This window comes from Komarekiella delphini-convector SJRDD-AB1, from assembly GCF_014831675.1.
Lineage (GTDB): Bacteria > Cyanobacteriota > Cyanobacteriia > Cyanobacteriales > Nostocaceae > Komarekiella.
Genome location: NZ_VJXY01000007.1, coordinates 199503 through 222895, shown reverse-complemented (window position 1 = coordinate 222895; position 23393 = coordinate 199503). Strand labels below are relative to the sequence as shown.

Genomic DNA, 23393 nt, shown 5'->3' with positions numbered 1-23393 from the left:
TGCGCTTTAATTCCAACATTCTCTCATTTAAAGTGGATGTTTGAATGGTTTATCCAAAACACTACTTTTGATTTTATGTCTCTCCAGATGTACGGATTTTTTTCAGAAATCAAATACTAGCCCTATAGATTTACTCGGTAATACGTTCTATGATGAAGAAAGTGGCAATTGGTACATAAATAGCCCCAGCCCAATCTTGCCAATTGCGATGATTTTGCAGAATGGTGATATTGTTCCGACTACTTGGGACTTGTAATTATGTCAAATTGGACTGAAGAACAAAAACAAAAGTATGCTAGGTTCCAAGAAATTTTAGAAATTGGTAAACAGCGTTATATCGATGCTGGTGGTAATCCTGGAGGTTATCGAGCAGGTTTTAAGGGTCAGGATTATTTGACGGATGAGGAGAGGAAAGAAGCAACCAAAATTATGCGACAAATGTTTGGTATTTCTATCACAAATGGTTATGTTTATTGTCAAGGACGTTCCTGGCAGTTACCTGATAATTCGATATTAGATAAAGAGTAAATCGAAACTGAATCTTGAATTGCTATTTTTAGCAACAGATAGGTAACGGATATAAGAGTTGAGTTACCTGTGGGACTAAAAAATCAACTATCAGCTATATGAGCATTTAAAATTGCTGCTGACGCTGATTAATCTCTACGATGGGTAATAGTAAAGTATCTTCTATTTGCTGTCGCACTTCACGGCTGACATAACAATCGCTATTGAGACACTCAACTAATAGCAGATTGGCGTTGTAATACTGCTTTAGTAGTTTATTTTGCTCATCAGTAAACTGCCAGTGATTACCAAACTTATGTTTTAAAACTAATTGAGATGTTATGCTATCAAGCCTAGTCTGTCTTTTATTTCCAATCCAGTCTTTTAACCAATTTCTGGATTCATTCTCATTATTATATAAAATTGGTATTTGTAATAAATCTTCCTTGATTTGTTGCAGTTCATATCTTTTTTGAGAATCAGTGTTAGGGTCACGAAGAATATGAACAATGGCGTTGTCACGCGCTAGAGCAATAGCAAAGGCGGATTTAAACTCACAGTAATACTTACTATTAAGATCAACAATATTTTGAGCAATAGTAATGGTATCAGTGGTAAGGTTAGGTTTATTATGAGCACGACTTAATAAACTGGCACAAGCAAGAATACAAGTTCCAGGCTGGTCAATAGCACAGCCAAGTGGACGGTCAGGGTCTATCTCAAGGTCGATGTTAAAGTAGAAAGCCCTAATTGCTGCTGTTTTGCACGAAACCTCAACAGAAAGAGATTTCTCTGTTACCCACGTAAGGAACTGTTGCAAACTGTGATCGCTAGCCAGTATCAAATCAATTTTCTCTTTTGTCAACAGCAATAACCTATCTGCACTTGGCGACATTCCAACTGCCAGCAAAAAGACTTCTCGCCAACGTTTTTCGGTAATATGGTTAACAAGATTTTGTAACGCCTCTTCTGATGACTGTCTCACAACCACAAATTCTCTAGTTGTGAAATACTCATGAAATGTCAGGTGAGAAAAGGAGTAAATTCCTTTCGCTCTTGCTACAACTAAACCGTGATGATACTCAATAGAATGCAAAACTTCTTCACTGTCGAGTTGTAATGCTTCCTCATCGGTATTAGCAGTAGGTAAATTGCGAATGTAATCTATGATGTATTGTTCTGCTGCTTTTTGCTTGAAGAAATAGTCACCACGCTCAAAGGTAATTAGTGCAATTTTACTAAGTAAATCTTCTTTACGTTGAACTGATAGCTTTTTGTAAACTTGGTCGCGCTGAATTCCCCGCTTAGCATCCCATTTTTTCAATAACGCATCTAGTCCTTCTTTATATAACTCAGAACGATTTGCTGGAAAATCGCCTGATTCTTCAAATGCTAAACATAGAAGTGTTAGCAGCAAAGGACTGGCGGCAAGTTGTTTGATGCGGTTATTTTCTTCGAGAAGATTAATAAAAGTCTCTGGTTTTATAGCTTTACCCTTAAACCAGTTGTTAGCAAAGTTGGAAATTTGGTCATCGTCAAAATCAGCAACTTCTACTTCTGTGAATTTCTCAAAGGTATACTCACGTGCTGCAATTCGGCAGGTCATGACAAACTGATTGTTTGGAAAACGGTCAGAAAACTCACGAATTTCATTTAAGATGCGATCGCTATCTTCTTCTCTAACCTCATCTAACCCATCGAGTAAAACTAACGCCTCGCCATGCTTGATCACATCTTTGATAGAAGAGATAGGATTTACTGCGTCTTCAGTGATATATTCTAATAATCTAGGCTTATTTACAGCTTCCGCAAAGTTTTTGAGGTTGACAAAAATCGGCACACGTTCAGCTTGAAACTCACCTCCAATACACTGAATCGCTAAATACTTCAAAAACGTAGTTTTACCTGCTCCTGGCTTACCCAAAATCATTAATTTGGGATATTTCTCTACCGCCTCTAGTCCTGGCACTCGTTTTGCAGTGATTCTTGCCAGTGTAAAGCGGTCAAAATCCTCGTTTGTACATTCTTGCAATAATTCATTAATTCCTAACCGCTGCTGTCCAGTAATTTTCTCTAAGATGTTGACACTAGTGTAGATGTCATTCAACCCGATGGGTTGAGTCATATCTAGCACCCGCATTGTGCCACAAAGTTCGTGGATACTGGATTTTATTTTTTTTCGTACCTCTTGAACTAGGGCGTTTATGTCATCTTTTGAAACCTCAGAAACTAGAGAAGAATTAGATTTTTGATACTCTTTAAGTAGTAAATCGCGAAGTTTATAAAATTTACCTGGGCCTTTACCGCTGATACTGAACTTGCTATAAACTCCACTCATGCGAGTACGAAAAGCATTGTGAGAGATATGAAGCGCCGCAGCAAGTTCTATTTCGTCTTCGTTGTTCCTATTAAACCGTTCTATAAAAGCCTCCTCCTGCTCTGGAGAAAGCTCATACTTACGAGCTATCTGCGTCAAGAAGTTACGCGGTAACGGTTGCATTGGCTAATCTCACAATCACCTAAAAGTCAGTCTATATCTAAAGAGTACAGGTATGTAAGGCAATGTTAGGGTATGTCAGCCTAAGTTTGAGCGAAATCTCTCAGTCATAGTTGAGATAGTAGGTTTAGTAAATCAATGGATTTAGGAATACGTCAATGTTATTCAAAAAATTTCCTTCTAGGGATGAAGTACTAGCTACTGTGACAGTGATTATGGTGATTGGTTCTCTCATGCTTGCATTAATCGATGAGAAGAGTCGCCCTCAATTTATAGATTTAACAAAATTTGCTGTAAGTACATATAGTGGACTGTTGATACCTCGGTCAGGATCAAACGATCGCGATCGCAATTAATCAAACTAAAATTATGTTTTTGTGGCTAGCAGTCGGGGAACTAGATAAACAAAACCCGCCAACGCGGGTTTTTATCTTTTACGACTATCCACAAAATCTACTCTCATCAGATAGTCATGGCGAAGAGAATTTCTGGCTACCTCTGTTCTGGAAAGTAGCGGAACCTGGAGAAGTCGAGTAAAAATCATCTCTCTCAACCCTGAGAACAACTCTTCTTGGCTTATTTTCTTCTTGGTCAACAGAGGTAAATAAGCGAAAGCCTCCAAGTGAGTTTAATTTTTCTCTGAAGATAGTAAAAATTATTCACGCAACAAGAAAAAAGCACTCATCTTATTGTTAATTTTTGTAAAATTGAAGTCTTCAAGACTAGAAACCTGATATTTAGATAGCTAAACTAACAAACAGTGCATCTGTACTCTTAATTATTAAAAGTAGATGTGGCGCTATAGCCGGAATGATCCCAGTACAACTTATTCTCAAAAACTTTCTCAGTTACCGTGATGCAACTTTAGATTTTCGTGGTTTGCATACGGCTTGTATTTCTGGTTCCAATGGTGCAGGTAAATCTTCCCTTCTGGAAGCGATTACTTGGGCAATTTGGGGCGAAAGCCGCGCTACAACGGAAGATGATGTTATTCATTCTGGCGCGAAAGAAGTTCGGGTTGATTTTACTTTCCAAAATAACCAGCAAAAATATCGGGTGATTCGTACCCGAATTCGGGGTGGAACTGGCGCTCTTGAATTTCAAATAGAAACCGCCTCTGGGTTTCGTCCCCTGACTGGCAAAGGAGTTAGGGCGACACAAGACTTGATTTTAGAACACATCAAGCTGGATTACGATACTTTTATTAATTCTGCCTACCTACGTCAAGGTCGTGCAGATGAATTCATGCTCAAGCGCCCCACCGAACGCAAAGAAATTTTAGCGGAGTTGTTGAAACTCAATCAGTACGATGATTTAGAAGAACGGGCCAAAGAATCTTCTCGTCATTTTAAAGCACGGGCGGAGGAATTAGAACGTTCTTTGGACTCGATTAAAACTCAGCTGCAACAACGTGAGATAACCGAGACGCAAAGAGCCGAGTTAGAAGCTGAACTTAACCACCTGCAACAGGTGCAAGCGTTTGACAATATTCAATTACAAAGTCTGCAAGTTGTCCAGCACCAGCGGCAAAATTGGGAACAACAACTCAGCTTTGTCAAGCAGCAATATCAGAATCTTACCCAAGACTGCGATCGCCTCCAACAAGAGCGGTCAACTATTGGTGGACAGCTATCAGATATAGAAAAAATATTAAATCAGCAAGTTGAGATTAAATCTGGATACGCTCAATACCAAAGTCTGCAATCTCAAGAAGAAGCTTTTGCTACCAAATTTGAGGAATACACCCGCGCCCAACAAACTCGTCAACAAAAGCAACAACAGCTTACCAAACAAATTCACGAAATTGAACGGCAACTGCAACAAGCCCAAGCCCAATTAGAAGCTTTACATCAGCAAGAGCGAGACATTCAGCAAACTCTCACTAAATCAGGTGAAGTAGAAGCAGCTTTAGCACAATTGACAGCAGCGCGTCATCATGTTGCTCGTCTTGACCAACTGCAAATGCAGGTAACTCCTTTGTTGCAGCAACGAGCCACTTTACAAAGCCAACTAGATCGCACTCATGCTGGTTTAGTCGCACGACTCGAACAACTGCAAAGTACAGAAAACCAACTCCAACGCTCCTCACAACGCCAACCACAACTTCAACAAGCGGTGATGGATGTAGCAGTACAAATTGAGGAGTTGGAGAAAAAGCGGGTTTATCTGCAAAGAGTGCAGGAAAAAGGACAGGAGAGACGTCACTTTATTGAACGTCTGCAAGCTCACCAACGTGACTACGAAAAACTACTAGGAGAACTAGAGCAAAAATTACAAATGCTCCAGAATCCTGATGCTCTTTGTCCTCTGTGCGAACGTCCTTTGGATGAACATCACTGGAGCCGTGTGGTGGAAAAAACCCAAACTGAGTTACAAGATACTCAAGGACAGTTTTGGGTAGTTCGAGAACAAATGGCTGTGTCAGATAGGGAAATTCAGGTACTTAGACAAGAGTATAGAGAAATATCTCAACAGTTGGCAAGTTACGATGGTTTACACGAACAACGTGGACAGTTAGCAGCACAGTTGGAAGCTACAACTGATGTCCAACAACAGTTACAACAAATTGCTGCCGAAAAGCAGCATCTAGAGCGATCGCTCCAAGCGGGTGATTACGCTCCCGATAAACAAGCTGAACTCCAGCAGCTAGATCAATATCTGCAACAAGTTAATTATAATGAACAAGACCACGCCCTCGCCCGGAGCGAAGTTGAGCGGTGGCGGTGGGCAGAAATTAAACAAGGGCAGATTAAAGATGCTACCAAGCGACAAGCGCAACTAGCAGCCCGGAAACCAGAACTACAAACCACTATTGCCCAATTACAAACCAGAATTCAGCAGGATCAGACTGATTCTGATTGTGCTAAACAAATCGCGGCTCTTGAGCGTCAAATTGTTGAAATTGGCTACAGTTCAGAGCAGCATAACAATCTACGCATGGCTGTACGCCAAGCTCAATCTTGGCATTTACGCTATCAACAACTGTTATCAGCCGAGCAACAGTATCCTCAATTCCAGACGAGATTGCAAGAGTTAGAAGCATCCAGAAGCGCCAGATTAACCGAGCGGCAAAACCTTGCAAGCCAAATTGAAAGCATTATCAAGCAGTTAGAAGCAACGACCAATCCATCTGCTCAAATTCAAGCTTTAGAGCAACAGCTAGCAACACGCAGAAGGCAACTCGATGAGCAAATAGCAAAGTTAGGGCGTTTAGAACAGCTAGCTCACCAACTAGAAACACTGCAAATTCAGTACGAACAACAGCAGCAGCAATTGCAATCTTGCAAGCAGCAACATCGTGTTTATCAGGAATTAACGCAGGCATTTGGTAAAAATGGTATCCAAGCACTGATGATTGAGAATGTGTTGCCTCAATTGGAAGCCGAAACTAATCAACTGCTTTCACGACTAAGTGCTAATCAGTTACATGTACAATTTATTACTCAAAAAGCCGGACGCAGTGGTAGGTCAACGAAGAAAAATGCCAAGCTAATAGATACCCTGGATATTTTAATCGCTGATGCTAGAGGAACGCGAGCTTATGAAACTTACTCTGGTGGCGAAGCCTTTAGAATTAACTTTTCTATCCGGTTAGCTTTAGCGAAATTATTGGCGCAACGAGCGGGAGCGGCGTTGCAATTGTTGATTGTGGATGAAGGATTTGGCACACAGGATGCAGAAGGTTGCGATCGCTTGATTGCGGCGATTAATGCGATCGCTGCTGATTTTGCCTGCATCCTCACCGTCACCCATATGCCCCACCTCAAAGAAGCTTTCCAAGCCAGAATTGAAGTCAACAAAACCCAGCAAGGTTCGCAGTTAAATTTATTAATTTAATCAATTTATAACAGTTTTATTTTAAAATAAAGCAACACTAAAAAAAGAAAATTACTTAGGCAATTTTAATATTCAACAATACTGATATATTATCTTTTTACTTCTGTATTCAAGTTTTTTATCATATTTTTGATAAGAATTTATTATTAAGCAGAGTCTTCAAATATAAAGTTTCACCAAATATAATTATCTAAACAAATGTAGTTGTTGAGATTAGAAATAATTTATTTATGCTCAATTTTCTTAGCTAAAAGCGTTTTAAATCGTGTTAGTATTATGTTTATTTTTTGACATCTGTCTTAGGGCATATAAATACTACTTTAAAATCAAAAGCACGTTATACATTTGGCATACATATAGAGTACTATAAAAAGATTAAAAAATATTGTGAGTAATTATTATAAAATTTTCATGTGTAACTTAAACCTCATATTTAGATAAACTAATAGAGGTAAAACCAAACACTTTAGCTAAAATAAATTACATATTAGATTGTCAAATTAGGTGTTTAGCATGAATATAAAGAAAAATCTAAACATACCAACAATATAGCGTTTACTATAGCAAAAACTACCATGATGTTGTTGATGCTTAGTTTATTTACCTGCTTAGGGGCAAAACTAATCGCCTTATATATCTCAAATTTTATCTTGCCAAGATTCAGGAATATACAAGCAAATGTTGATAAAAACACTGCTAATTTACTCGTAAAAATCCTACTAGGAAGCGAGATTAAACACCATTTGCTGATGCAAAAAAGCGAAAAAATGGTATTTTGTCAGACAAATACTTGTGGTGTGTGGACATTTCTTAATCCAGTATGGACAAATATTACTGGATTATTGCAGAGGGAAATTGCCGAACGTAAGCGTATAGAGGCAGAACTAGAAAAACTCCTTTCTTTGCAACAGGCGACACTAGAATCCACTGCCGACGGTATTTTAGTGGTAGATAGTAAAGGTAATGTTACAGGCTTTAATCAAAAGTTTGTTCAGATGTGGTGCATCCCTGAGTCGTTAATGAAGTCAGGGAATTACAGACAAGCACTGAGAGTGGCGGCAAAACAGCTAGAAAATCCAAGAAAGCATCTTGCTACAGCTAGAGAATTATGTCTTCAATCGGAAACACAAATTCATAATGTTAATGATGCAATCCTATTTAAGGATGGCAGAACATTCCAGCGTTATTCTCAACCGCAACAAATTAACGGCAAAATCGTTGGCAGAGTTTGGAGTTTTCGCGATGTCACTGCTCATAACTTTGCAGAAGCCAAAATTCGTTATCAAGCTTCGCATGACCTTTTGACCAATCTACCTAACCGAGCGTTATTTAATGAGCGGCTTTGTGAGACATTAATACAAGCGCATCAAAATAATAGTAAACTAGCTGTATGTTTTTTGGATTTAGACCGCTTCCAAAGAATCAACGATACACTAGGTCATGCTATTGGAGATAAATTGTTGAAAGGTGCTGCTCAACGCATCAAAAAATATCTGCGATCGCATGATACTATTGCTCGTTGGGGAGGCGATGAATTCACCCTACTTTTACCTGAAATTAATGATGCTAAGGATGTTGCCTGTATACAAGAGCAAATACTAGCAGCTTTCAAAGCAGGATTTAATATAGAAAATCACCACTTGCATATTACCATCAGTATTGGGATTGCTCTGTATCCTATGCATGGAGAAGATACAGAAACTCTAATGAAACATGCTGATGCCGCATTATCTCGTGTTAAATTACAAGGACGGAATAACTATCAATATTATCACTCAGTTATAAATTCGCGCGCTTCAGAATTGTTAATTTTGGAAAATAGCTTACACTCTGCTTTAGAGCGACAAGAATTTCAAGTTTACTACCAACCTCAGGTTAATATCAACACAGGTGAAATTTCAAAAATGGAAGCCCTACTGCGTTGGCAACACCCTGAATTAGGTTTAATTCCTGCTGAAAAATTTATTCCATTAGCTGAAGAAACTGGATTGATCATACCCATTGGTGAATGGGTTTTAAGAACTGCATGTGCTCAGAATAAAGCTTGGCAGGAAGCTTTAGACTTACCATTATTATCAGTAGCAGTTAACCTTTCTGCAAGGCAATTTCAGCAAGACAATTTAGTCAATATAGTAACGCAGATTTTATCAGAAATAAAATTAAAACCTCAGTATTTAGAGTTAGAAATTACTGAAAGCGTTGCTATGCAGAATGTTGATTTAACTAAAACTATTTTGCGAGAATTCCATAACATGGGTCTCTCCATCTCCATAGATGACTTTGGCACTGGTTATTGTTCTCTGAGTTATCTAAAACATTTTCCTGTCAATTCCTTAAAAATTGATAGATCTTTTGTATGCGATCTGGCTAATGATCCTAATGATGCTGTCTTGATAACTGCGATAGTCGCTTTGGCGCGTGGACTTAACCTTACAGTTGTTGCTGAAGGAGTGGAAACCGAAGAACAATGCAATTTATTGCGAGTTATTGAATGTGAACTAATGCAAGGTCATCTTTTCAGTCATCCTGTATCAGTTGAAGATGCAACAAAATTAATGAGAAAGCGCAAATACCGCAGAGTTAGCACCTCTTTTTTAGTTGCATAAAATTCATTGAAATGCAACTCACAGTGAGGTAGCTCGTAAATTTTGCTAATTTTAAAAAAACAACGGCTGCTAATTATTGGCAGCCTGCTTTACACTGCTATTGTTGCTGTGGTATTTCAGGCTGTTGTTCGTCAACTTTTTCGGTATTACCTGCTTTTACCCAACCTTCTTGTTCGCTAGCTTCCACACGAATCTTTTGCCAAGTTTTATCCTCACTTTCTTCCAAAATGATAATTTTTTGATTAAAACCAACTCCACCAATACGTTGGGCTGCTTGATTTGGTTCTGCCCGCAAGCTCAAGCCTTCAGCCCAACTTACACGCCCTCGATACGTTCCTGGTGGCAATGGTTTTGATGATTGAACAGTCTTGGGTGATTCGGTAGGACTAGGAGTAGAGGTTGAGCTAGGAGAGGATTTAATTGCAGCTCCAGATGTCGAGGTGGGATTGCTTGCTCCCGTCTCTTTTGCTTTGGGAGCTTGGGCTTTCACAGCTGGGCTATCATTGGCAAAAATGGGTTTGGCAGGGGGTATGGCGGTTCGATTAATGAAATAGAGAGCAGTAGCAACGCCGCCACCTATTAATACAGCGATCGCTAAGAAAAACCCAAGGGTAAACTTTAGTAAGCCAGACAACATAGTTAAAACCTGATCACCAATTGTCAAGAGTCAATGGTCAATAATCAAGAGTCAAACGTCAAGTATTAAAGGCAGTTTCTTTAGACTATGCACTATTGACTCTGGACTAATCCATTATTGTAGCTGCCACTGAATGTGTTAGCGTAGCTTGCCGAAAGCATCGCTTAAAGGGCTATGTTTCGATGCTAGACGTGCTCTCCCCGCAGCTGCCCATTCTTGAAGTTGCTGAATTTGCTCTACAGCGGTTCGCGCTAAAGGTATTATTTGACTGGCTGCTTCTAAAATATCGTCGGTAGCAAAGTCGCGGTTTTGGCTAAATCCAATATGCATTGCTTCAATCAAAGTTTGCTCAATCTCTGCCCCAGAGAAATCAGGCGTTTCATAAGCTAACCTGTCGATGTCGTAACTTTTCAAGTTATGAGGACGCAATCGGGACAAATGAACATTAAAAATCGCTTTTCTCTCTTCTTGGGTAGGTAAACCTACAAAGAAAATTTCATCAAACCGTCCTTTACGGAGCATTTCCGGCGGTAGGGCTTGGATATTATTGGCGGTAGCGACGACAAATACAGGTGAGGTTTTTTCGGCTAGCCAAGTAATAAAAGTGCCAAAAACGCGGCTGGTTGTGCCTGCATCACCTTTGCTACCAAGTCCAGAGAAGGCTTTATCTATTTCATCAATCCACAAAATGCAGGGAGCAAGGGCTTCAGCTACTTGGATCATTTGGCGGGTGCGAGATTCTGATTCACCCACCAAACCACCAAATAATCGTCCCACATCCAAACGTAGTAGGGGTAAATGCCAGTGATGAGCGATCGCTTTTGCTGTTAACGATTTACCAGTTCCCTGAATACCCACCAACATTAAACCACGGGGGTGCGGTAATCCGTACTGTCGCGCTCGCTCAGTAAATGAACCTCCCCGGCGGAGGAGCCAGTCTTTGAGATTATCCAATCCACCAATGTCAGAAATTTGCTCAGTGGCGGGGTAAAAGTCCAGGATTTGGGTTTGACGGATGGTTTGGCGTTTTTCTTCCAAAACCAAATCTACGTCTTCTGGTTGCAATTCACCGTGGGTAGCGATCGCTCTTGCCAAAACTCGACGAATGCGCTCCATAGAAAGTCCTTGACAAGAGCGCACTAGATCGTCTAGTACTTTGGCAGAAAGTAAGGTGTTACCAGTACTTTGTAGCAAGCGTTCCACTTCCAGTTTAATTTCTGGGGCTGCGGGTAAGGGGAACTCGACAACCGTCAAAACTTCGGTTAAGTCGTCAGGAATAGCAATGCGCGGCGACAGCAACACGATATTTTTCGGTTGAGATTTGAGAAGTCGGGCGAGGTTGCGGAGTTTGCGAGCGATCGCTACATCATCTAAAAAGCGATGATAATCTCGTAGAATTAAAACCGCTGGCGCGGCGGCTGGTAATTTTTCGATGAATTCCAGAGCTTGTAGGGGATTACGCCGCCCAAATCCGGCATCATTGGGGTTTCCCTGATAACCATCGACAAAATCCCAAGTGTATACTGGGCGCGCACCTTGATTGGTTGCTTCTTCCCGAATAGCTGCTTCTACCCGTTCTTCCTCAAAGGTAGGAATATAAATCAACGGGTAGCGGGCACGTAGCAGCAGTTTAAACTCGTCACGGAAGTTCATAAGTAGCTGTTAGTTATTTTCTCATTATTCAGGTTTGTATTGTCTCTAACAACTAAAACCAATAATGAGAGTTAATTAGTATCGCTTATTGCTAAAATTTATTCGACTAGTGAGAATAAGTTGTCGAATACAGACCAATCACTAGACAAAAACTAAGGACTTTTATTTTCATAACTCCTTTGCTATTTTTTCCGTCCAGGATTAGTCTATTTCACAAGCGATCGCCTTTCAAACAAAGTTCTTATTTAAGAAAATAAATATAAAGTAAGATTTTATAATTTTAGTTTGGAGATATTTATGAGGTGCGTTAGACGCTCTAGCCATGCACTAATAATTGCGCCATAACGCACCAAACGGCACATTAACAAAGTTTAAAGTTACTTACAATCCCGGAAGTTGCTTTTTTAGTGCTTCCAGAGAAGCCCAACGGTTATCAATTGGATTTTCGGAACTATCGATAGTATTGCTAATGATACCTGGACAATTGCGATCGCATAGTTGGCGCTGAGGCATTGCTAAGCACATTTGCTCATACAACCATTCGCTGGGATAAAAATAACCATCAGGTGATATGGTTTCTACTAAATCTTCCATAGCCACTTCCCTCTCTAAAGGCAAGTCTTGTGCTTGATTAGCGGCTTCGTCTAACCAGATAACTTCTTTAGTATCAATACCCAAACGTTGATTGTATTGCTGTAAGCAGCGGTTGCAGGTACAAGTAATAATTGCTTCTGCCTGACCAGACACTTCCAGGTAATTGCCTTGATGCTGCACACGAACGCGACCGCGAACTGGTGTCAACGTTTCCAGACCAGGCAAAAACTCTTTAACCTGAACTTCCTCTGTCCGCTCCGGGGCTTTAGCTAGCTGCGGAATATAAATTGCGTCCATAGGACTTGTGAGACATCCTCACGAAATATGGTGACTATCAGCAATTATGCTGACACTACATCTTTATTTTATTAGCGACAGGAGATATTTTGCACTGAGCTAGCTTCTCATGATTCAACCGCTACTGCCGGTCGGACAACTAAATGACGATGCGGTTCTTTACCACGACTGAAGGTTTCCAAATCTCCAAAGTCTTTTAAGAAGGTATGGACTTGACGCCGTTCAGCCGAACTGAGGGATTTTATTTCCACTTCTTGGCCAGAAAAGCGTACTTCATCGGCTGCGGCTTCGGCTAATGCCCGAATTTCAGCTTGTCTTTTAACGCGGTAGCCATTCAACTCAATTGTGTAAGAAGCTTGTTCCTCCTGGGGTTGGCTCAGATTTAGCACCGAATTAGCTAGATACTGTATCGCATCCAGGACAGAACCATCAACACCAATTAACAGTTGAATTTGTTCTGGCGTCAAATTAGTTTTATCAATCGTCAACCAGTAATTATCTGGTTCTGGGGAATCACCGTCTTGAGATTGAGCAGTTTCTAAATCACCCTGAATCTCAGCAGATATCCCAGTGAGTTCAAGCAGTGATTTTAACCACTGCTGACCTCGCTGCATGGGGTTGTTGCTCATGATCCCCCTGTAGCTTTTTTCTTAGAACTTTTTGGCTCAAATGGCAATGCCTTCTGTTCTGTGACTGCTGCTTCCTTCTCCTGAGTTGCAACAATTTTTTGCAGTTCTTCTGGTAAGGGTTCGCGAGAGAGAATATAGGTTTGCAGTGTTTGGAAAATATTACCAATTACCATATACATCAGCACTCCAGCCGGTAGGGGGAAAAACAAAAACATTCCAGAAAAGATAACTGGGGTGATTTTGTTAACTGTGTCCTGGTTTGGATTGCCACCACTGGAATTTTGCCCGGAGAGCAATTGGCTAACATAAAGGCTGATCCCAAAGAAGACGATCATGGCAACGATATCCCAATGGATTGTGCCATCTGGATCAGTTGCGCCAACCCTGCCTAAGGCATCAATGAATAAAAAGCCTTTTTCTGCTGCTAGTCCAGGAATTGTTCCTTGAATGGTAACTTCTCCCGGTTGCAAGGCTTCTACATTGCCCTGAGCATCAATTTTTACTCTATCTTCACCTTTGGTGACTTTCCATTCAGGAATCAGCTTATTTTCTGGGTGTTCTGCTAAGAGTACCTGAAATGGTTTGCCCTCAACGGTCTGATACTGTATTTTGGTTTGTTCTCCTACCGCTAGCTTGTTTCCGCTAGGAAGGATTGCAGCTACTTTAACGTGTTCCCCATCAGCAACATAAATATTTTGAGGAGCTGTAGCAAAGGCTTGCGGTTGAATTTGTTCTATTTGTTCTGCGGGAAAGATTTGTAGGTTAACGCTGTAATTAGCACTTGCAAAAGGCGAACCTCGCAAAGTGGCAAACAGGGCTAACAAAACTGGCATTTGCACTAGTAATGGAAAACAGCCTGCTAAGGGGTTGCCAAATTCTTTTTGGACATTAACCATTTCCTCCTGCTGCTTTTGCGGATCATCTTTATAGCGCTCTTTGATTTCTGCCATCCGCTTTTGCATTAGAGGTTGTACAATTCGCATTTTCCGCATGTTGCGAATTGAGCCAGCACTCAGGGGATAGAGCGCAAAGCGGACTATCAGTGTCAAAGCAACGATCGCCAATCCATAGCTAGGCACAATGCCATAGAAAAAATCTATGATTGGCAACATTACGTTGTTTGAGAGAAACCCGATACCAAAATCCATTATTCTGAATTCAACCTGAGGTACTGTAAACTGACTGAATCTAATTTATCTAAATCATAGTTTGTCGGCGACTATCTTTCGCTACGGATAGCCGCACATTAGGAGTGCTGAGTAAAGAAGTGCTGAGTCAAGAGTCAGTATTTATTCTCCCCCTGCTCCTCTGCTCCCATCACTTGTTGGCAGTAGCACTATATTGGGGATTTTTAGCAGCTACTTTTTCGTTGATGTAGTCATAGACTTCGCGAAACTTGGGAACAGCCCGCAATTCTAGACGACTGCCATTTCTGAGGGTTAGCACCATATCGCCCCAAAAGCCAATGCCACGAGGGACTTTGACGATTTTGACAATTTCTGAGTAAATTACATCAGTGCGATCGCGCCCCTTCCAACCTCCCGTCACAGTAATCCGGCGATCTGTGATCCGGAAACGCAGCCACAATGCCCTGACAATTGCTCCGACTGTCAATGGTATCCCAACTACAGTTAGCCCAATCAGCAGGTTGAGAATTAAATCTCCAATATGAGGGCCACCCTCATAATAAATATCTTCACGAATGCCCATCGAACACCTCGGCTTGTGCCAACAACTGCTCTAATTCTTGCAGAAATTGTGGGCTTACGCACTTAGATTCTGCTGCTGTGGGTTTCACAACGACCACTAGCCGCCATCCTGGTGATAATTTAGGCAGCAAATTATACAAAGCAGCGGTGATCTGCCGTTTGATCCGGTTGCGAACTACTGCCCTCTTACTGACTTTTGTACTAATCGAAATGCCAACTCGTGTGCTGGCAAGATGTGCTGAGTCCGTTACTTGTGTATTCTTGGTGGCAGTATCCAAAGAAGGTTGTTTTGCATGTTGAGGCTTTAAAGCTCTCAATGTTAAGTAAAAGCCATGACGCCGAGTTCCTTCCCGGAAAACTGCCTGGAAATCTTTTCGAGATTTTAACCGATTTGCTTTGGGCAAAGCCACAGTTATTCTTTTGGCTGCAAGTGCCCTAAACGCTCAGACGATGACGACCCTTCTTTCTTCTAGCGCTAATCACGTTTCTTCCGTCTGGTGTCCGCATTCTAGCGCGAAAACCAGAAGTTCTTTTTCTCTTACGGCAAGTGCCGCCCAAGGTTCTCTGCATACTGTTCTCCTCTTAGGTGATTTTTACAAAAAGTCACAATCTCTTATTGTATCACTCTACTCTTAAAAAAGTAGAGATTAAGCAAAATAAGTCAAGAGTCCAAAGTTAAAGGTCAAATACCTCATAACCCTTGAACGCTACTTGACTTTAAGCCGGGAAACCATTCCAACGCAATGACTACCCTTGGCCTCTAACTTAACTAATGCTCAAAATCCAGGTTCCTAAGTAACGCAGAAGTGGCACATCGCCAGGCGAAAGAATCTGACAGTTAAAATAGTAAACTCCCCCAAAGGCTGGGTTTCGTACGTTAGATAAAACTAACTCAACCTTGTTTCCTGCTGGCACTGGCTCTTGGGGATAAATGTTAATTAGTTTACCTTCTTTGTCCCACTTCACTTCTGAAAGCGGAACTTTTTTGCCTTTGACGCGTACCTCAATTTTTTTGGGATCAAAATTTCCTTTGTAATAATCAGGGTAGGTAATGGCAAATTGAGCCACTGCCAACTTCATCTTTTGTTCTGGAATTCTTAGTATATAACGATCTGTGCTATTAGTTTGCCCACCAAAATCTAACCGGAAGGGTAGCTGATTTTCGCTTTTGATGCCGCTAAACAGTGTAAATCCGGGTAAGCTCTGCGCCCAGCTGATTACGGGAAATCCAGTCAGTAAACAGCTAGTCACAGCTAAAGTTGAAAGTAAACGTCGCATTGTTAGGCTCCTCTACCAAAATCTAAATCTGTTATCTAAAATAATTGTGTTAGTATTCGTAACTAAACTTTACTACTGACTTCCTGACAATGGACGCTCAATGACAATAAAAAGTGCCACCTTTCTTAGAGGCTTGGGGGAGCAAAATTACTTAGTTATTTATTTTGCTTAGTTAATACTTGCTGCATTGCCCTTGCGGAATACTGATTGTATTAGTAGCTTGGTCAAATTTGAACTAGACAGAAACACAGTTGGGATACGATTGTGTTTCTGAATATGTATAAGTGTATCTAAATTTAAGATTTTTGTGATAAAACTTGATCCATACCATCAGCGATCGCCAGTTAAATTGGGATAAATTGATTAAAATAAGCTTTGAATCGAAAGTAATAATCATTAAAATTTTGTTTGGAAATTATCAAGCTTAAAAAATTTGATGAATATTGCACTATATCAAGAAAGGAATACCAAAATTTTTCAATCCCTAAAATAAGCTGAAGACAAAGATGCAAAATTTGGGAATCACTTAGGATGTGCAATATATAATCCTGTTTGCAACTATCTGAAACTGTGACATCTGCAAGCGGTAAGCGGAAAGTCTCAACCGAGGTTTCCGAAAAATCTGATGCTGGAAGCCAACGCTCAGAAGTTCGGTGTTCAATCAGAACTTCACAAGAAAGTGAGGCTTTGCCTGAAGAGTTAAGAGTGGGAGAGGAAAAGTTCATTCGATTTACTAGTAAAAGTCATGGCTGATAGTTCCCGCCCAGGCACTATAAAAGGTGTGGAACGTCCTTCATCTGGACAATCACGTACTTGGCAATTAGGTATTTATCTCCAGGAGATTTCATGAGAATAGCAGTTGCTAAAGAAATTGAAGTTTGTGAACGTCGTGTAGCATTGATTCCTGACACCGTTGCCCGATTGGTAAAACAGGGTTTGGAAGTGTGGGTAGAAGCAGGTGCAGGAGAACGAGCATTTTTTAGCGATGCTGCCTATGAAGCAGCAGGAGCCAAAATTATTGGTGATTCTGTCACATTATGGGGCGAAGCAGATATTTTGCTGAAAGTTAGCCCCCCGCAAGAGCGAGAAGATGGACGCTCAGAAATTGATTTGCTCAAAGAAGGATCTGTTTTAGTCAGCTTCCTCAATCCTTTAGGAAATCCGGGGGTGGCGCAGCACCTAGCAAATCGCCAAGTCACAGCCTTGAGTATGGAAATGATTCCTCGCACTACCAGGGCGCAAAGTATGGATGCTTTGTCCTCGCAAGCTTCACTGGCAGGTTACAAAGCAGTATTGATTGCCGCAGCGGCATTACCGAAATACTTCCCGATGTTGACTACAGCCGCAGGAACGATCGCCCCAGCGAAAGTATTTATTATGGGTGCTGGTGTGGCAGGATTGCAAGCGATCGCCACCGCTAGACGCTTAGGAGCAGTAGTAGAAGCCTTTGATATCCGTCCCGCCGTCAAAGAAGAAGTACAAAGCTTAGGGGCTAAATTTGTTGAAGTCAAATTAGAAGAAGAAACCGTCGCGGCTGGCGGCTACGCTAAAGAAATTTCTGAGGCTAGTAAACAACGCACTCAGGAAGTTGTCACTGAACACATCAAAAATTCTGACGTCGTAATTACCACAGCCCAAGTACCTGGTAGACAAGCGCCACGGCTCGTTACAGAAGAAATGGTGGCACAAATGAAACCAGGTTCCGTAATTGTGGATTTGGCTGCTGAACAAGGTGGTAACTGCGCCTGCACCGAACCCGGCAAAGATATTGTGTGGAATGGCGTAACAATTATTGGCCCCATCAATCTCCCATCATCGATGCCAATCCACGCTAGCCAACTGTATTCCAAAAACGTGACATCGTTGATCCAACTACTGATCAAAGACAAAGCTGTGCAGGTGAACTTTGCCGACGACATCGTGGATGCGGCTTGCGTTACCCATGCTGGTGAAATTCGCAATCAACGAGTGCGGGATGCGCTACAAGCTTTGAGCAGTGTAGGCGCAGGTTAGTAGGAGCACAACATGTTGTACCCCTACAAGCCGAACTAATAATTAGGAGTTTTTCAAGAATGACAGAAGCATTACTTGCTGCTTTGTTTGTATTCGTTTTGGCATCTTTTATTGGCTTTGAAGTCATCAACAAAATACCACCGACTCTACACACGCCCTTAATGTCAGGCTCAAACGCGATTTCTGGCATCGCGGTACTTGGGGCAATAGTGGCTGCTGGCGCGAGAGATACGAATGTTTCAGTAATTCTCGGTTTGATTGCTGTGGTATTGGCAACAATCAACGTTGTGGGCGGTTTTTTAGTCACAGATAGAATGTTGCAAATGTTCAAGAAAAAGGAGATTAAGGCGTGAGCGACTTTTTACCAACTGGCATTCAGCTGACGTATTTAGTCGCTGCATCCTTATTCATCTTGGGTTTGAAAAAGCTGGGATCACCTGCTACAGCGCGGAACGGTAATGTTATCGCGGCTGTGGGGATGCTGCTGGCGATCGCAGCGACAATGCTGGATCAGCATGTGTTGAATTACGAGATGATATTGTTGGGCTTAGCGATTGGTTCAGGGATTGGTGCGATCGTTGCCTACAAAGTCCAAATGACCGAAATGCCCCAAATGGTGGGTTTACTCAACGGTTTGGGCGGTGCAGCTTCGGCATTAGTTGCCGTTGCAGAATTCTGGCGGTTACTGGATAGTTCTCAACCAATACCGTTAGATGTCAACATTTCCATGCTGTTGGATGTGTTAATCGGTGGTGTTACCTTCACAGGTAGTTTTCTCGCCTTTGCGAAATTGCAAGGTTTAATCAGCGGTTCACCAATTACATTTCCTTTCCAGCAACCATTTAACTTGTTGCTTCTGGGTGCTTATGTAGTAGGTAGCGCCTACTTAATCATCACACCGGATAGCTTACCCATATTCTTAGCAGTGGTTGCTGTTTCCCTAGTGTTGGGTGTAATGTTCGTCATCCCCATTGGTGGTGGCGATATGCCGGTGGTAATTTCGCTGTTGAACTCGTTGTCAGGTGTGGCGGCGGCGGCGGCTGGGTTCGTGGTGATGAACAATATGTTGATCATCGCTGGTGCTTTGGTAGGAGCATCTGGATTAATCCTTACCGAAATTATGTGTAAGGCGATGAACCGCTCTCTATTTAGTGTGCTATTCAGCGCTTTTGGCACGGGATCTGGTGGTGGTGCTGCTGCTAGTAGTGGTGGTGCAACCGATCAAACCGTCCGCAGCATCGATCCCGAAGAAGGGGCGATGATGTTGGGTTATGCCCGTTCTGTGGTAATTGTTCCTGGTTATGGGATGGCTGTTGCCCAAGCGCAACATAGTGTGCGGGAATTGTCAGATCAATTAGAACGGATGGGCGTTGATGTCAAGTACGCCATTCACCCCGTTGCTGGGAGAATGCCAGGGCACATGAATGTATTGCTGGCTGAGGCAAATGTGCCCTATACGCAGTTGTATGATATGGATGATATTAATCCCCAGTTTGAGCAAGCTGATGTAGCTTTAGTGATTGGGGCAAATGATGTGGTGAATCCAGCGGCGCGGAGTGATAGCAACAGCCCGATTTATGGTATGCCAATTTTGGAAGTGGATCGGGCAAAACAGACAATTGTGATTAAGCGCGGGATGAGTACGGGTTTTGCCGGTGTAGATAATGAGTTGTTCTACAAGGATAAAACTACGATGCTTTTTGGTAGCGCTAAGGATATGGTGTCGAAGTTGGTTTCTGAGGTGAAGCAGCTTTAAGAAATTTTAAATTTTATTTTAGCCATTACTGGCTATAACTTCCCTACCTAGTTTATAACTGGGTAGGGTTTTGTTTTATTATTGTAGGAATATTATTTATGCCGATTGTAAATAGCATGTTTTATTTTTTAATGAATGTGAATTTTTAGAGATAGGCTTGAGAAATGATGGAATAAAAATAATTCAAATTGGGATGGAAGGCGATGCTCCTATCGTTGCATTTGTTTCTACAGATGATCTAAGCAAGGAAGATTTAGAGCCGATAGAACTATGGTCATTAATGAAATTTTCCTATGCTGCTGATGAATATCAGTTCTACGAGCAACCTAAAAAAATAAATTATCATTCAAAAACTATTCAAAAATATAAGATTATTACGGCTAATCAATTTTCTCTTGATTTAGATATTGAATCTCATATTTTATCTATTCAATTCCAAAAAGACAGCCTTTATATGTGGGTACTAGAGAACAATAATGAATTTAAAAGACGCAAAAAACGAAGCTTTTTGTGGATTAGGACAGGCGAAGTTATAGAATATCAAGATTACCAATATCTCTTTACATTGCAATCACAAACGAGGAACCATGTTACTCATTTATTTGAAATCTTCGATACTGATTTTAGTGAATTAGAAAAATTCCTAGCTGCTCAACAATGGGAAAAAGCCGATAAAGAAACTTTTGCTATCTTGCTAAATTTATGCGGCTCAGAAAATTCTCCAGATGGTTATTGGATAAACGAAGCAAATATAAAAAACATCAAATTTTCAGACTTAAATTATATAAATTATCTATGGTATAAATACAGTAATGGGCGCTTTGGATACAGCATTCAAAAGTGTATTTGGCAAAATATTACAGATAATTTTGAGATTGATATTAATAACATTCAAAATGAAGAATGGCAGCATTTTTGCGAGCATTTAGGATGGAATACTTGTTTTCCTGCACTAAATTTTACTGATAGTGCAACAGAAGGTCATCTACCTGCTATCGTCGGTTGGGGAATAGCATCTGGCCCAATATGTTTTCCTAAAACGTTTCTTAGTATTCTGTCTCACTTTTGATCTGGCTGTTGTAGTTCGTGCGATCACCTAATTGTACCTTTATAACAACCGTAATCACTCCCCTTCTTCCTTTGCGCCTTTGGGTAAGATAAAAAAGCGATCGCCTGCAAAATCTCCACCGTGCGATCACTCCTCTTCTTCCTTTGTGTTCTCTGTGCTTAGAAAGCTTCGTTAAAAAAGGCGATTGCAAAATCTCCATTAAGTGATTCTGAGTTTACCTGGATAGTCGCAAAAATCTTCTCCCTCTAAGTCATAAAATATATTTAATTCACTACCAAGTTCATAGTCTGCAATAGCTGTTATTGCTGCTAGTACCAATTGGCGTTTTTGCTGATCTTTTGTAAGTGAGTTTTGTTCTTGAAGAACCAGTTGGAATGCTGATTCAGCTATCTTCAAGCGATCGCTGATACTCAGGTTTTAGAGTGCTTGAAGAATTTCTTTTGTTTCCATATAAATTCATTGAGCCGCTGATATTACTCATGTTAATAAAATTATTGCGTTTATACTGTGCGTTAGCGTAGCTTACCGATTTTCGCACCTTTGCGGTTGTTCGTTAGAAAAAGCCTAGGCATATCCCTTTGGGGAAGCAAGCTACGCCTAGCATCTCGTAGAGAAGCTTAACTAGACATCGTCTGCTTTTTGGTAGTAAATAAAACAATATAGGGACACGATAAAATCGTGTCCCTATAAAAGATTGTTTAACCGTGGGCGAATTATCGCCGCTTAGGAGTGCTGCGGGTGATTCGTTTTTCTTCATCTCGACGCCGGCGATCGCGCCAATCTGCCAGTGTTAAATAACCAATACCACCAGTTACTACTACCAGCAGCACTACGGCAAGTAAAGCCAAAATACTCAGGAATGGACTTTCCACCATACCTTTACAGTCCGTTACGTCCCCAAACTACCATTGCAATTGACCAAGTGAACACAACCAAGAGTGATACCCAACCCAGTGTCAATATTGCCATAGTCCCACTTTTGAATTCATTTACAAAACGTCTCTAATATTTATCATACTGGGGATTGGGTACTAGGGATTAGGGACTGGGGACTGGAAGAAATTATTGAATAAGTCCTACTTTGTCTGTTTTCAATTCCCCATGCCCAATTTCCAATGCCCAATGCTTTCATATATGTGAGATGTTAAGTGAACGAAAATTTAGATATTCAACTGATGGCAGAACGTTTAGAATCCCTCAAAGCCGGAATTGTTGGGGGTTTATCTCTGTGTTTCGCCTTCATCATTACCAGTCTTGTGAATACTCTAGTACTAGCAAAGTATTTTAAAATACTCGCAAGTCTGCAAATAGATGCCAATTGGCACTGGTGGGTGAGTTGTGCAGTTGCTTCCTTCTCTGGCTTGCTGTTTGGTGTTACCTACCGCTATATCATCCGTTCTGACAAAAATCCTCAACTCAAAGCTGGTGGTGTGCTAGCTTTTGGCTTGGTGCGGGGACTAACCCAGGTAGAACTTGGGTTAACTTCTGCCAACAAAGTTTTACCTTGTTTTGTGCTGGCTCTTGAAAGTGTATTGTGGTTTATAGTGGGGGCGATCGCTCTCGATACCGCTATCCAACTTGGCTGGCTCAAACCTTTTCCATCAGCCTAAATTCTTTATATTTAAACAGTCCAACTCTTTAATATGGAAACTAAAAGATCTCACTATTATTTAATAGTCGATCTGGAAGCGACTTGCTGTAACAATGGGACTATTCCCAGGCACGAAATGGAAATCATCGAAATTGGTGCGGTAATGCTCAATCGAGCCACATGGGAAATTGATTCAGAGTTTCAACAATTTATCCAACCTGTGAGACACCCGCAGTTAACAGCTTTTTGCACCGAATTAACTAGTATTCAGCAACAAGATGTTGACCAAGCATCACGATTTCCAGAGGTAATTTCTAATTTCAAAGAATGGATTTATTCATCATTTCCCCACTATGTTTTCTGTTCTTGGGGTAACTACGACAAAAAGCAATTTATTCAAGATTGTGCATTTCACAATGTCCCTTATCCTTTTGGTTCCGAACACATCAATATCAAAGAAGAATTTTCAGAATACCTTGGTGTGTCTAAAAGATATGGTATGGCACTAGCTCTTAATGAATTAGGAATAGAATTAAAAGGCACACATCATCGCGGTATTGATGATGCTCGCAACATCGCAGCTATTTACCGCCAAATGAAAACTCAAAAACCAAGCTGAGTCAAAGGAATGATGAAGCTTGTAAACCTGAAAGCTACACTGCATAGTTAGCATAAGCATGAGTTCAAACTGTTATTGATAATAACTTCGGAACTAAAAAT

Annotated in this window: 25 protein-coding genes and 1 pseudogene; 13 read left to right on the top strand and 13 right to left on the bottom strand. The window is 41.0% G+C overall.

From position 1 onward, the window contains the following. Positions 1–120: pseudogene (locus FNW02_RS09445) on the top strand (IS630 family transposase); the annotation flags it as partial. 138 nt (positions 121–258) lie between these two features. After that, the gene (locus tag FNW02_RS09440; protein ID WP_191757280.1) at positions 259–528 is read left to right on the top strand and encodes a hypothetical protein; all 270 of its coding nucleotides are present in this window, start codon (positions 259–261) and stop codon (positions 526–528) included. A gap of 106 nt (positions 529–634) precedes the next feature. Here the strand turns inward: FNW02_RS09440 and FNW02_RS09435 are convergent, their stop codons facing one another. Beyond that, positions 635–3007: an NACHT domain-containing protein gene (locus FNW02_RS09435; RefSeq protein ID WP_191757279.1), complete on the bottom strand. Its 2373-nt coding sequence runs from the start codon at positions 3005–3007 to the stop codon at positions 635–637. A gap of 155 nt (positions 3008–3162) precedes the next feature. Between FNW02_RS09435 and FNW02_RS09430 the strand changes: the two genes are divergently transcribed. The 4 genes from FNW02_RS09430 to FNW02_RS09415 all read left to right on the top strand — a co-directional run bounded on the left by FNW02_RS09430 (position 3163) and on the right by FNW02_RS09415 (position 9447). Then, the gene (locus FNW02_RS09430) at positions 3163–3360 is read left to right on the top strand and encodes a hypothetical protein (protein WP_191757278.1); all 198 of its coding nucleotides are present in this window, start codon (positions 3163–3165) and stop codon (positions 3358–3360) included. Between the two features lie 13 nt (positions 3361–3373). Further along, the gene (locus FNW02_RS09425) at positions 3374–3541 is read left to right on the top strand and encodes a hypothetical protein (protein ID WP_191757277.1); all 168 of its coding nucleotides are present in this window, start codon (positions 3374–3376) and stop codon (positions 3539–3541) included. A gap of 273 nt (positions 3542–3814) precedes the next feature. Then, the gene (gene sbcC / locus FNW02_RS09420; protein ID WP_191757276.1) at positions 3815–6841 is read left to right on the top strand and encodes an exonuclease subunit SbcC; all 3027 of its coding nucleotides are present in this window, start codon (positions 3815–3817) and stop codon (positions 6839–6841) included. A gap of 575 nt (positions 6842–7416) precedes the next feature. After that, positions 7417–9447 (top strand): putative bifunctional diguanylate cyclase/phosphodiesterase, encoded by a 2031-nt coding sequence (locus tag FNW02_RS09415; RefSeq protein ID WP_191757275.1) that lies wholly within the window; start codon positions 7417–7419, stop codon positions 9445–9447. 97 nt (positions 9448–9544) lie between these two features. Here FNW02_RS09415 and FNW02_RS09410 read toward each other — a convergent pair whose 3' ends face one another. The 9 genes from FNW02_RS09410 to FNW02_RS09370 all read right to left on the bottom strand — a co-directional run bounded on the left by FNW02_RS09410 (position 9545) and on the right by FNW02_RS09370 (position 16244). Further along, positions 9545–10084: an SH3 domain-containing protein gene (locus tag FNW02_RS09410; protein WP_191757291.1), complete on the bottom strand. Its 540-nt coding sequence runs from the start codon at positions 10082–10084 to the stop codon at positions 9545–9547. Between the two features lie 138 nt (positions 10085–10222). Beyond that, positions 10223–11737: an AAA family ATPase gene (locus FNW02_RS09405; protein WP_191757274.1), complete on the bottom strand. Its 1515-nt coding sequence runs from the start codon at positions 11735–11737 to the stop codon at positions 10223–10225. A 381-nt stretch (positions 11738–12118) separates the two neighbouring features. Then, positions 12119–12628, bottom strand: coding sequence for a YceD family protein (locus tag FNW02_RS09400; protein WP_191757273.1), 510 nt, complete (start codon positions 12626–12628; stop codon positions 12119–12121). 107 nt (positions 12629–12735) lie between these two features. Next, entirely contained in the window at positions 12736–13257 is a 522-nt protein-coding gene (locus FNW02_RS09395; protein WP_162396729.1) for a Jag family protein, read from the bottom strand. After that, positions 13254–14405, bottom strand: coding sequence for a membrane protein insertase YidC (yidC, locus tag FNW02_RS09390; protein WP_191757272.1), 1152 nt, complete (start codon positions 14403–14405; stop codon positions 13254–13256). Before yidC ends, FNW02_RS09395 begins: the two co-directional genes overlap by 4 nt. 169 nt (positions 14406–14574) lie before the next feature. Further along, a complete protein-coding gene (locus FNW02_RS09385) occupies positions 14575–14967 on the bottom strand; it encodes a PH domain-containing protein (protein ID WP_162396731.1) in 393 nt (130 codons plus the stop codon). Further along, positions 14954–15376, bottom strand: coding sequence for a ribonuclease P protein component (gene rnpA, locus FNW02_RS09380; RefSeq protein ID WP_191757271.1), 423 nt, complete (start codon positions 15374–15376; stop codon positions 14954–14956). Before rnpA ends, FNW02_RS09385 begins: the two co-directional genes overlap by 14 nt. Before the next feature lie 25 nt (positions 15377–15401). Continuing rightward, a complete protein-coding gene (gene rpmH, locus FNW02_RS09375; protein WP_015081067.1) occupies positions 15402–15536 on the bottom strand; it encodes a 50S ribosomal protein L34 in 135 nt (44 codons plus the stop codon). A gap of 195 nt (positions 15537–15731) precedes the next feature. Next, positions 15732–16244: a DUF2808 domain-containing protein gene (locus tag FNW02_RS09370; RefSeq protein ID WP_191757270.1), complete on the bottom strand. Its 513-nt coding sequence runs from the start codon at positions 16242–16244 to the stop codon at positions 15732–15734. A 552-nt stretch (positions 16245–16796) separates the two neighbouring features. On the opposite strand from FNW02_RS09370, the gene FNW02_RS09365 reads away from it, so the two are divergent. The 5 genes from FNW02_RS09365 to FNW02_RS09345 all read left to right on the top strand — a co-directional run bounded on the left by FNW02_RS09365 (position 16797) and on the right by FNW02_RS09345 (position 21082). Next, complete coding sequence (locus FNW02_RS09365) at positions 16797–16997, top strand: hypothetical protein (RefSeq protein ID WP_225225539.1); 201 nt, start codon at positions 16797–16799, stop codon at positions 16995–16997. 93 nt (positions 16998–17090) lie between these two features. After that, positions 17091–18257, top strand: coding sequence for a Re/Si-specific NAD(P)(+) transhydrogenase subunit alpha (locus FNW02_RS09360; RefSeq protein WP_191757268.1), 1167 nt, complete (start codon positions 17091–17093; stop codon positions 18255–18257). A 59-nt stretch (positions 18258–18316) separates the two neighbouring features. Next, on the top strand, positions 18317–18610 hold the full coding sequence (locus FNW02_RS09355) for an NAD(P) transhydrogenase subunit alpha part 2 (RefSeq protein ID WP_191757267.1): 294 nt from the start codon (positions 18317–18319) through the stop codon (positions 18608–18610). Beyond that, a complete protein-coding gene (locus tag FNW02_RS09350) occupies positions 18607–20013 on the top strand; it encodes an NAD(P)(+) transhydrogenase (Re/Si-specific) subunit beta (RefSeq protein ID WP_191757266.1) in 1407 nt (468 codons plus the stop codon). Before FNW02_RS09355 ends, FNW02_RS09350 begins: the two co-directional genes overlap by 4 nt. A 157-nt stretch (positions 20014–20170) precedes the next feature. Beyond that, complete coding sequence (locus FNW02_RS09345; protein WP_191757265.1) at positions 20171–21082, top strand: GUN4 domain-containing protein; 912 nt, start codon at positions 20171–20173, stop codon at positions 21080–21082. A gap of 198 nt (positions 21083–21280) precedes the next feature. On the opposite strand, the gene FNW02_RS09340 is transcribed toward FNW02_RS09345, so the two are convergent. The 3 genes from FNW02_RS09340 to petN form a co-directional block, all read right to left on the bottom strand. Next, positions 21281–21478, bottom strand: coding sequence for a hypothetical protein (locus FNW02_RS09340; RefSeq protein WP_225225538.1), 198 nt, complete (start codon positions 21476–21478; stop codon positions 21281–21283). A gap of 317 nt (positions 21479–21795) precedes the next feature. Then, on the bottom strand, positions 21796–21957 hold the full coding sequence (locus FNW02_RS09335; protein WP_191757292.1) for a hypothetical protein: 162 nt from the start codon (positions 21955–21957) through the stop codon (positions 21796–21798). Between the two features lie 4 nt (positions 21958–21961). Beyond that, positions 21962–22051: a cytochrome b6-f complex subunit PetN gene (gene petN / locus FNW02_RS09330; RefSeq protein WP_010998401.1), complete on the bottom strand. Its 90-nt coding sequence runs from the start codon at positions 22049–22051 to the stop codon at positions 21962–21964. A 179-nt stretch (positions 22052–22230) separates the two neighbouring features. Between petN and FNW02_RS09325 the strand changes: the two genes are divergently transcribed. Both FNW02_RS09325 and FNW02_RS09320 read left to right on the top strand, forming a co-directional pair. Next, positions 22231–22692, top strand: a complete 462-nt coding sequence (locus tag FNW02_RS09325; RefSeq protein WP_348535381.1) for a hypothetical protein — start codon at positions 22231–22233, stop codon at positions 22690–22692. A 33-nt stretch (positions 22693–22725) separates the two neighbouring features. Further along, the gene (locus FNW02_RS09320) at positions 22726–23292 is read left to right on the top strand and encodes a 3'-5' exonuclease (protein WP_191757264.1); all 567 of its coding nucleotides are present in this window, start codon (positions 22726–22728) and stop codon (positions 23290–23292) included. The last annotated feature ends 101 nt before the right edge of the window (positions 23293–23393 follow it).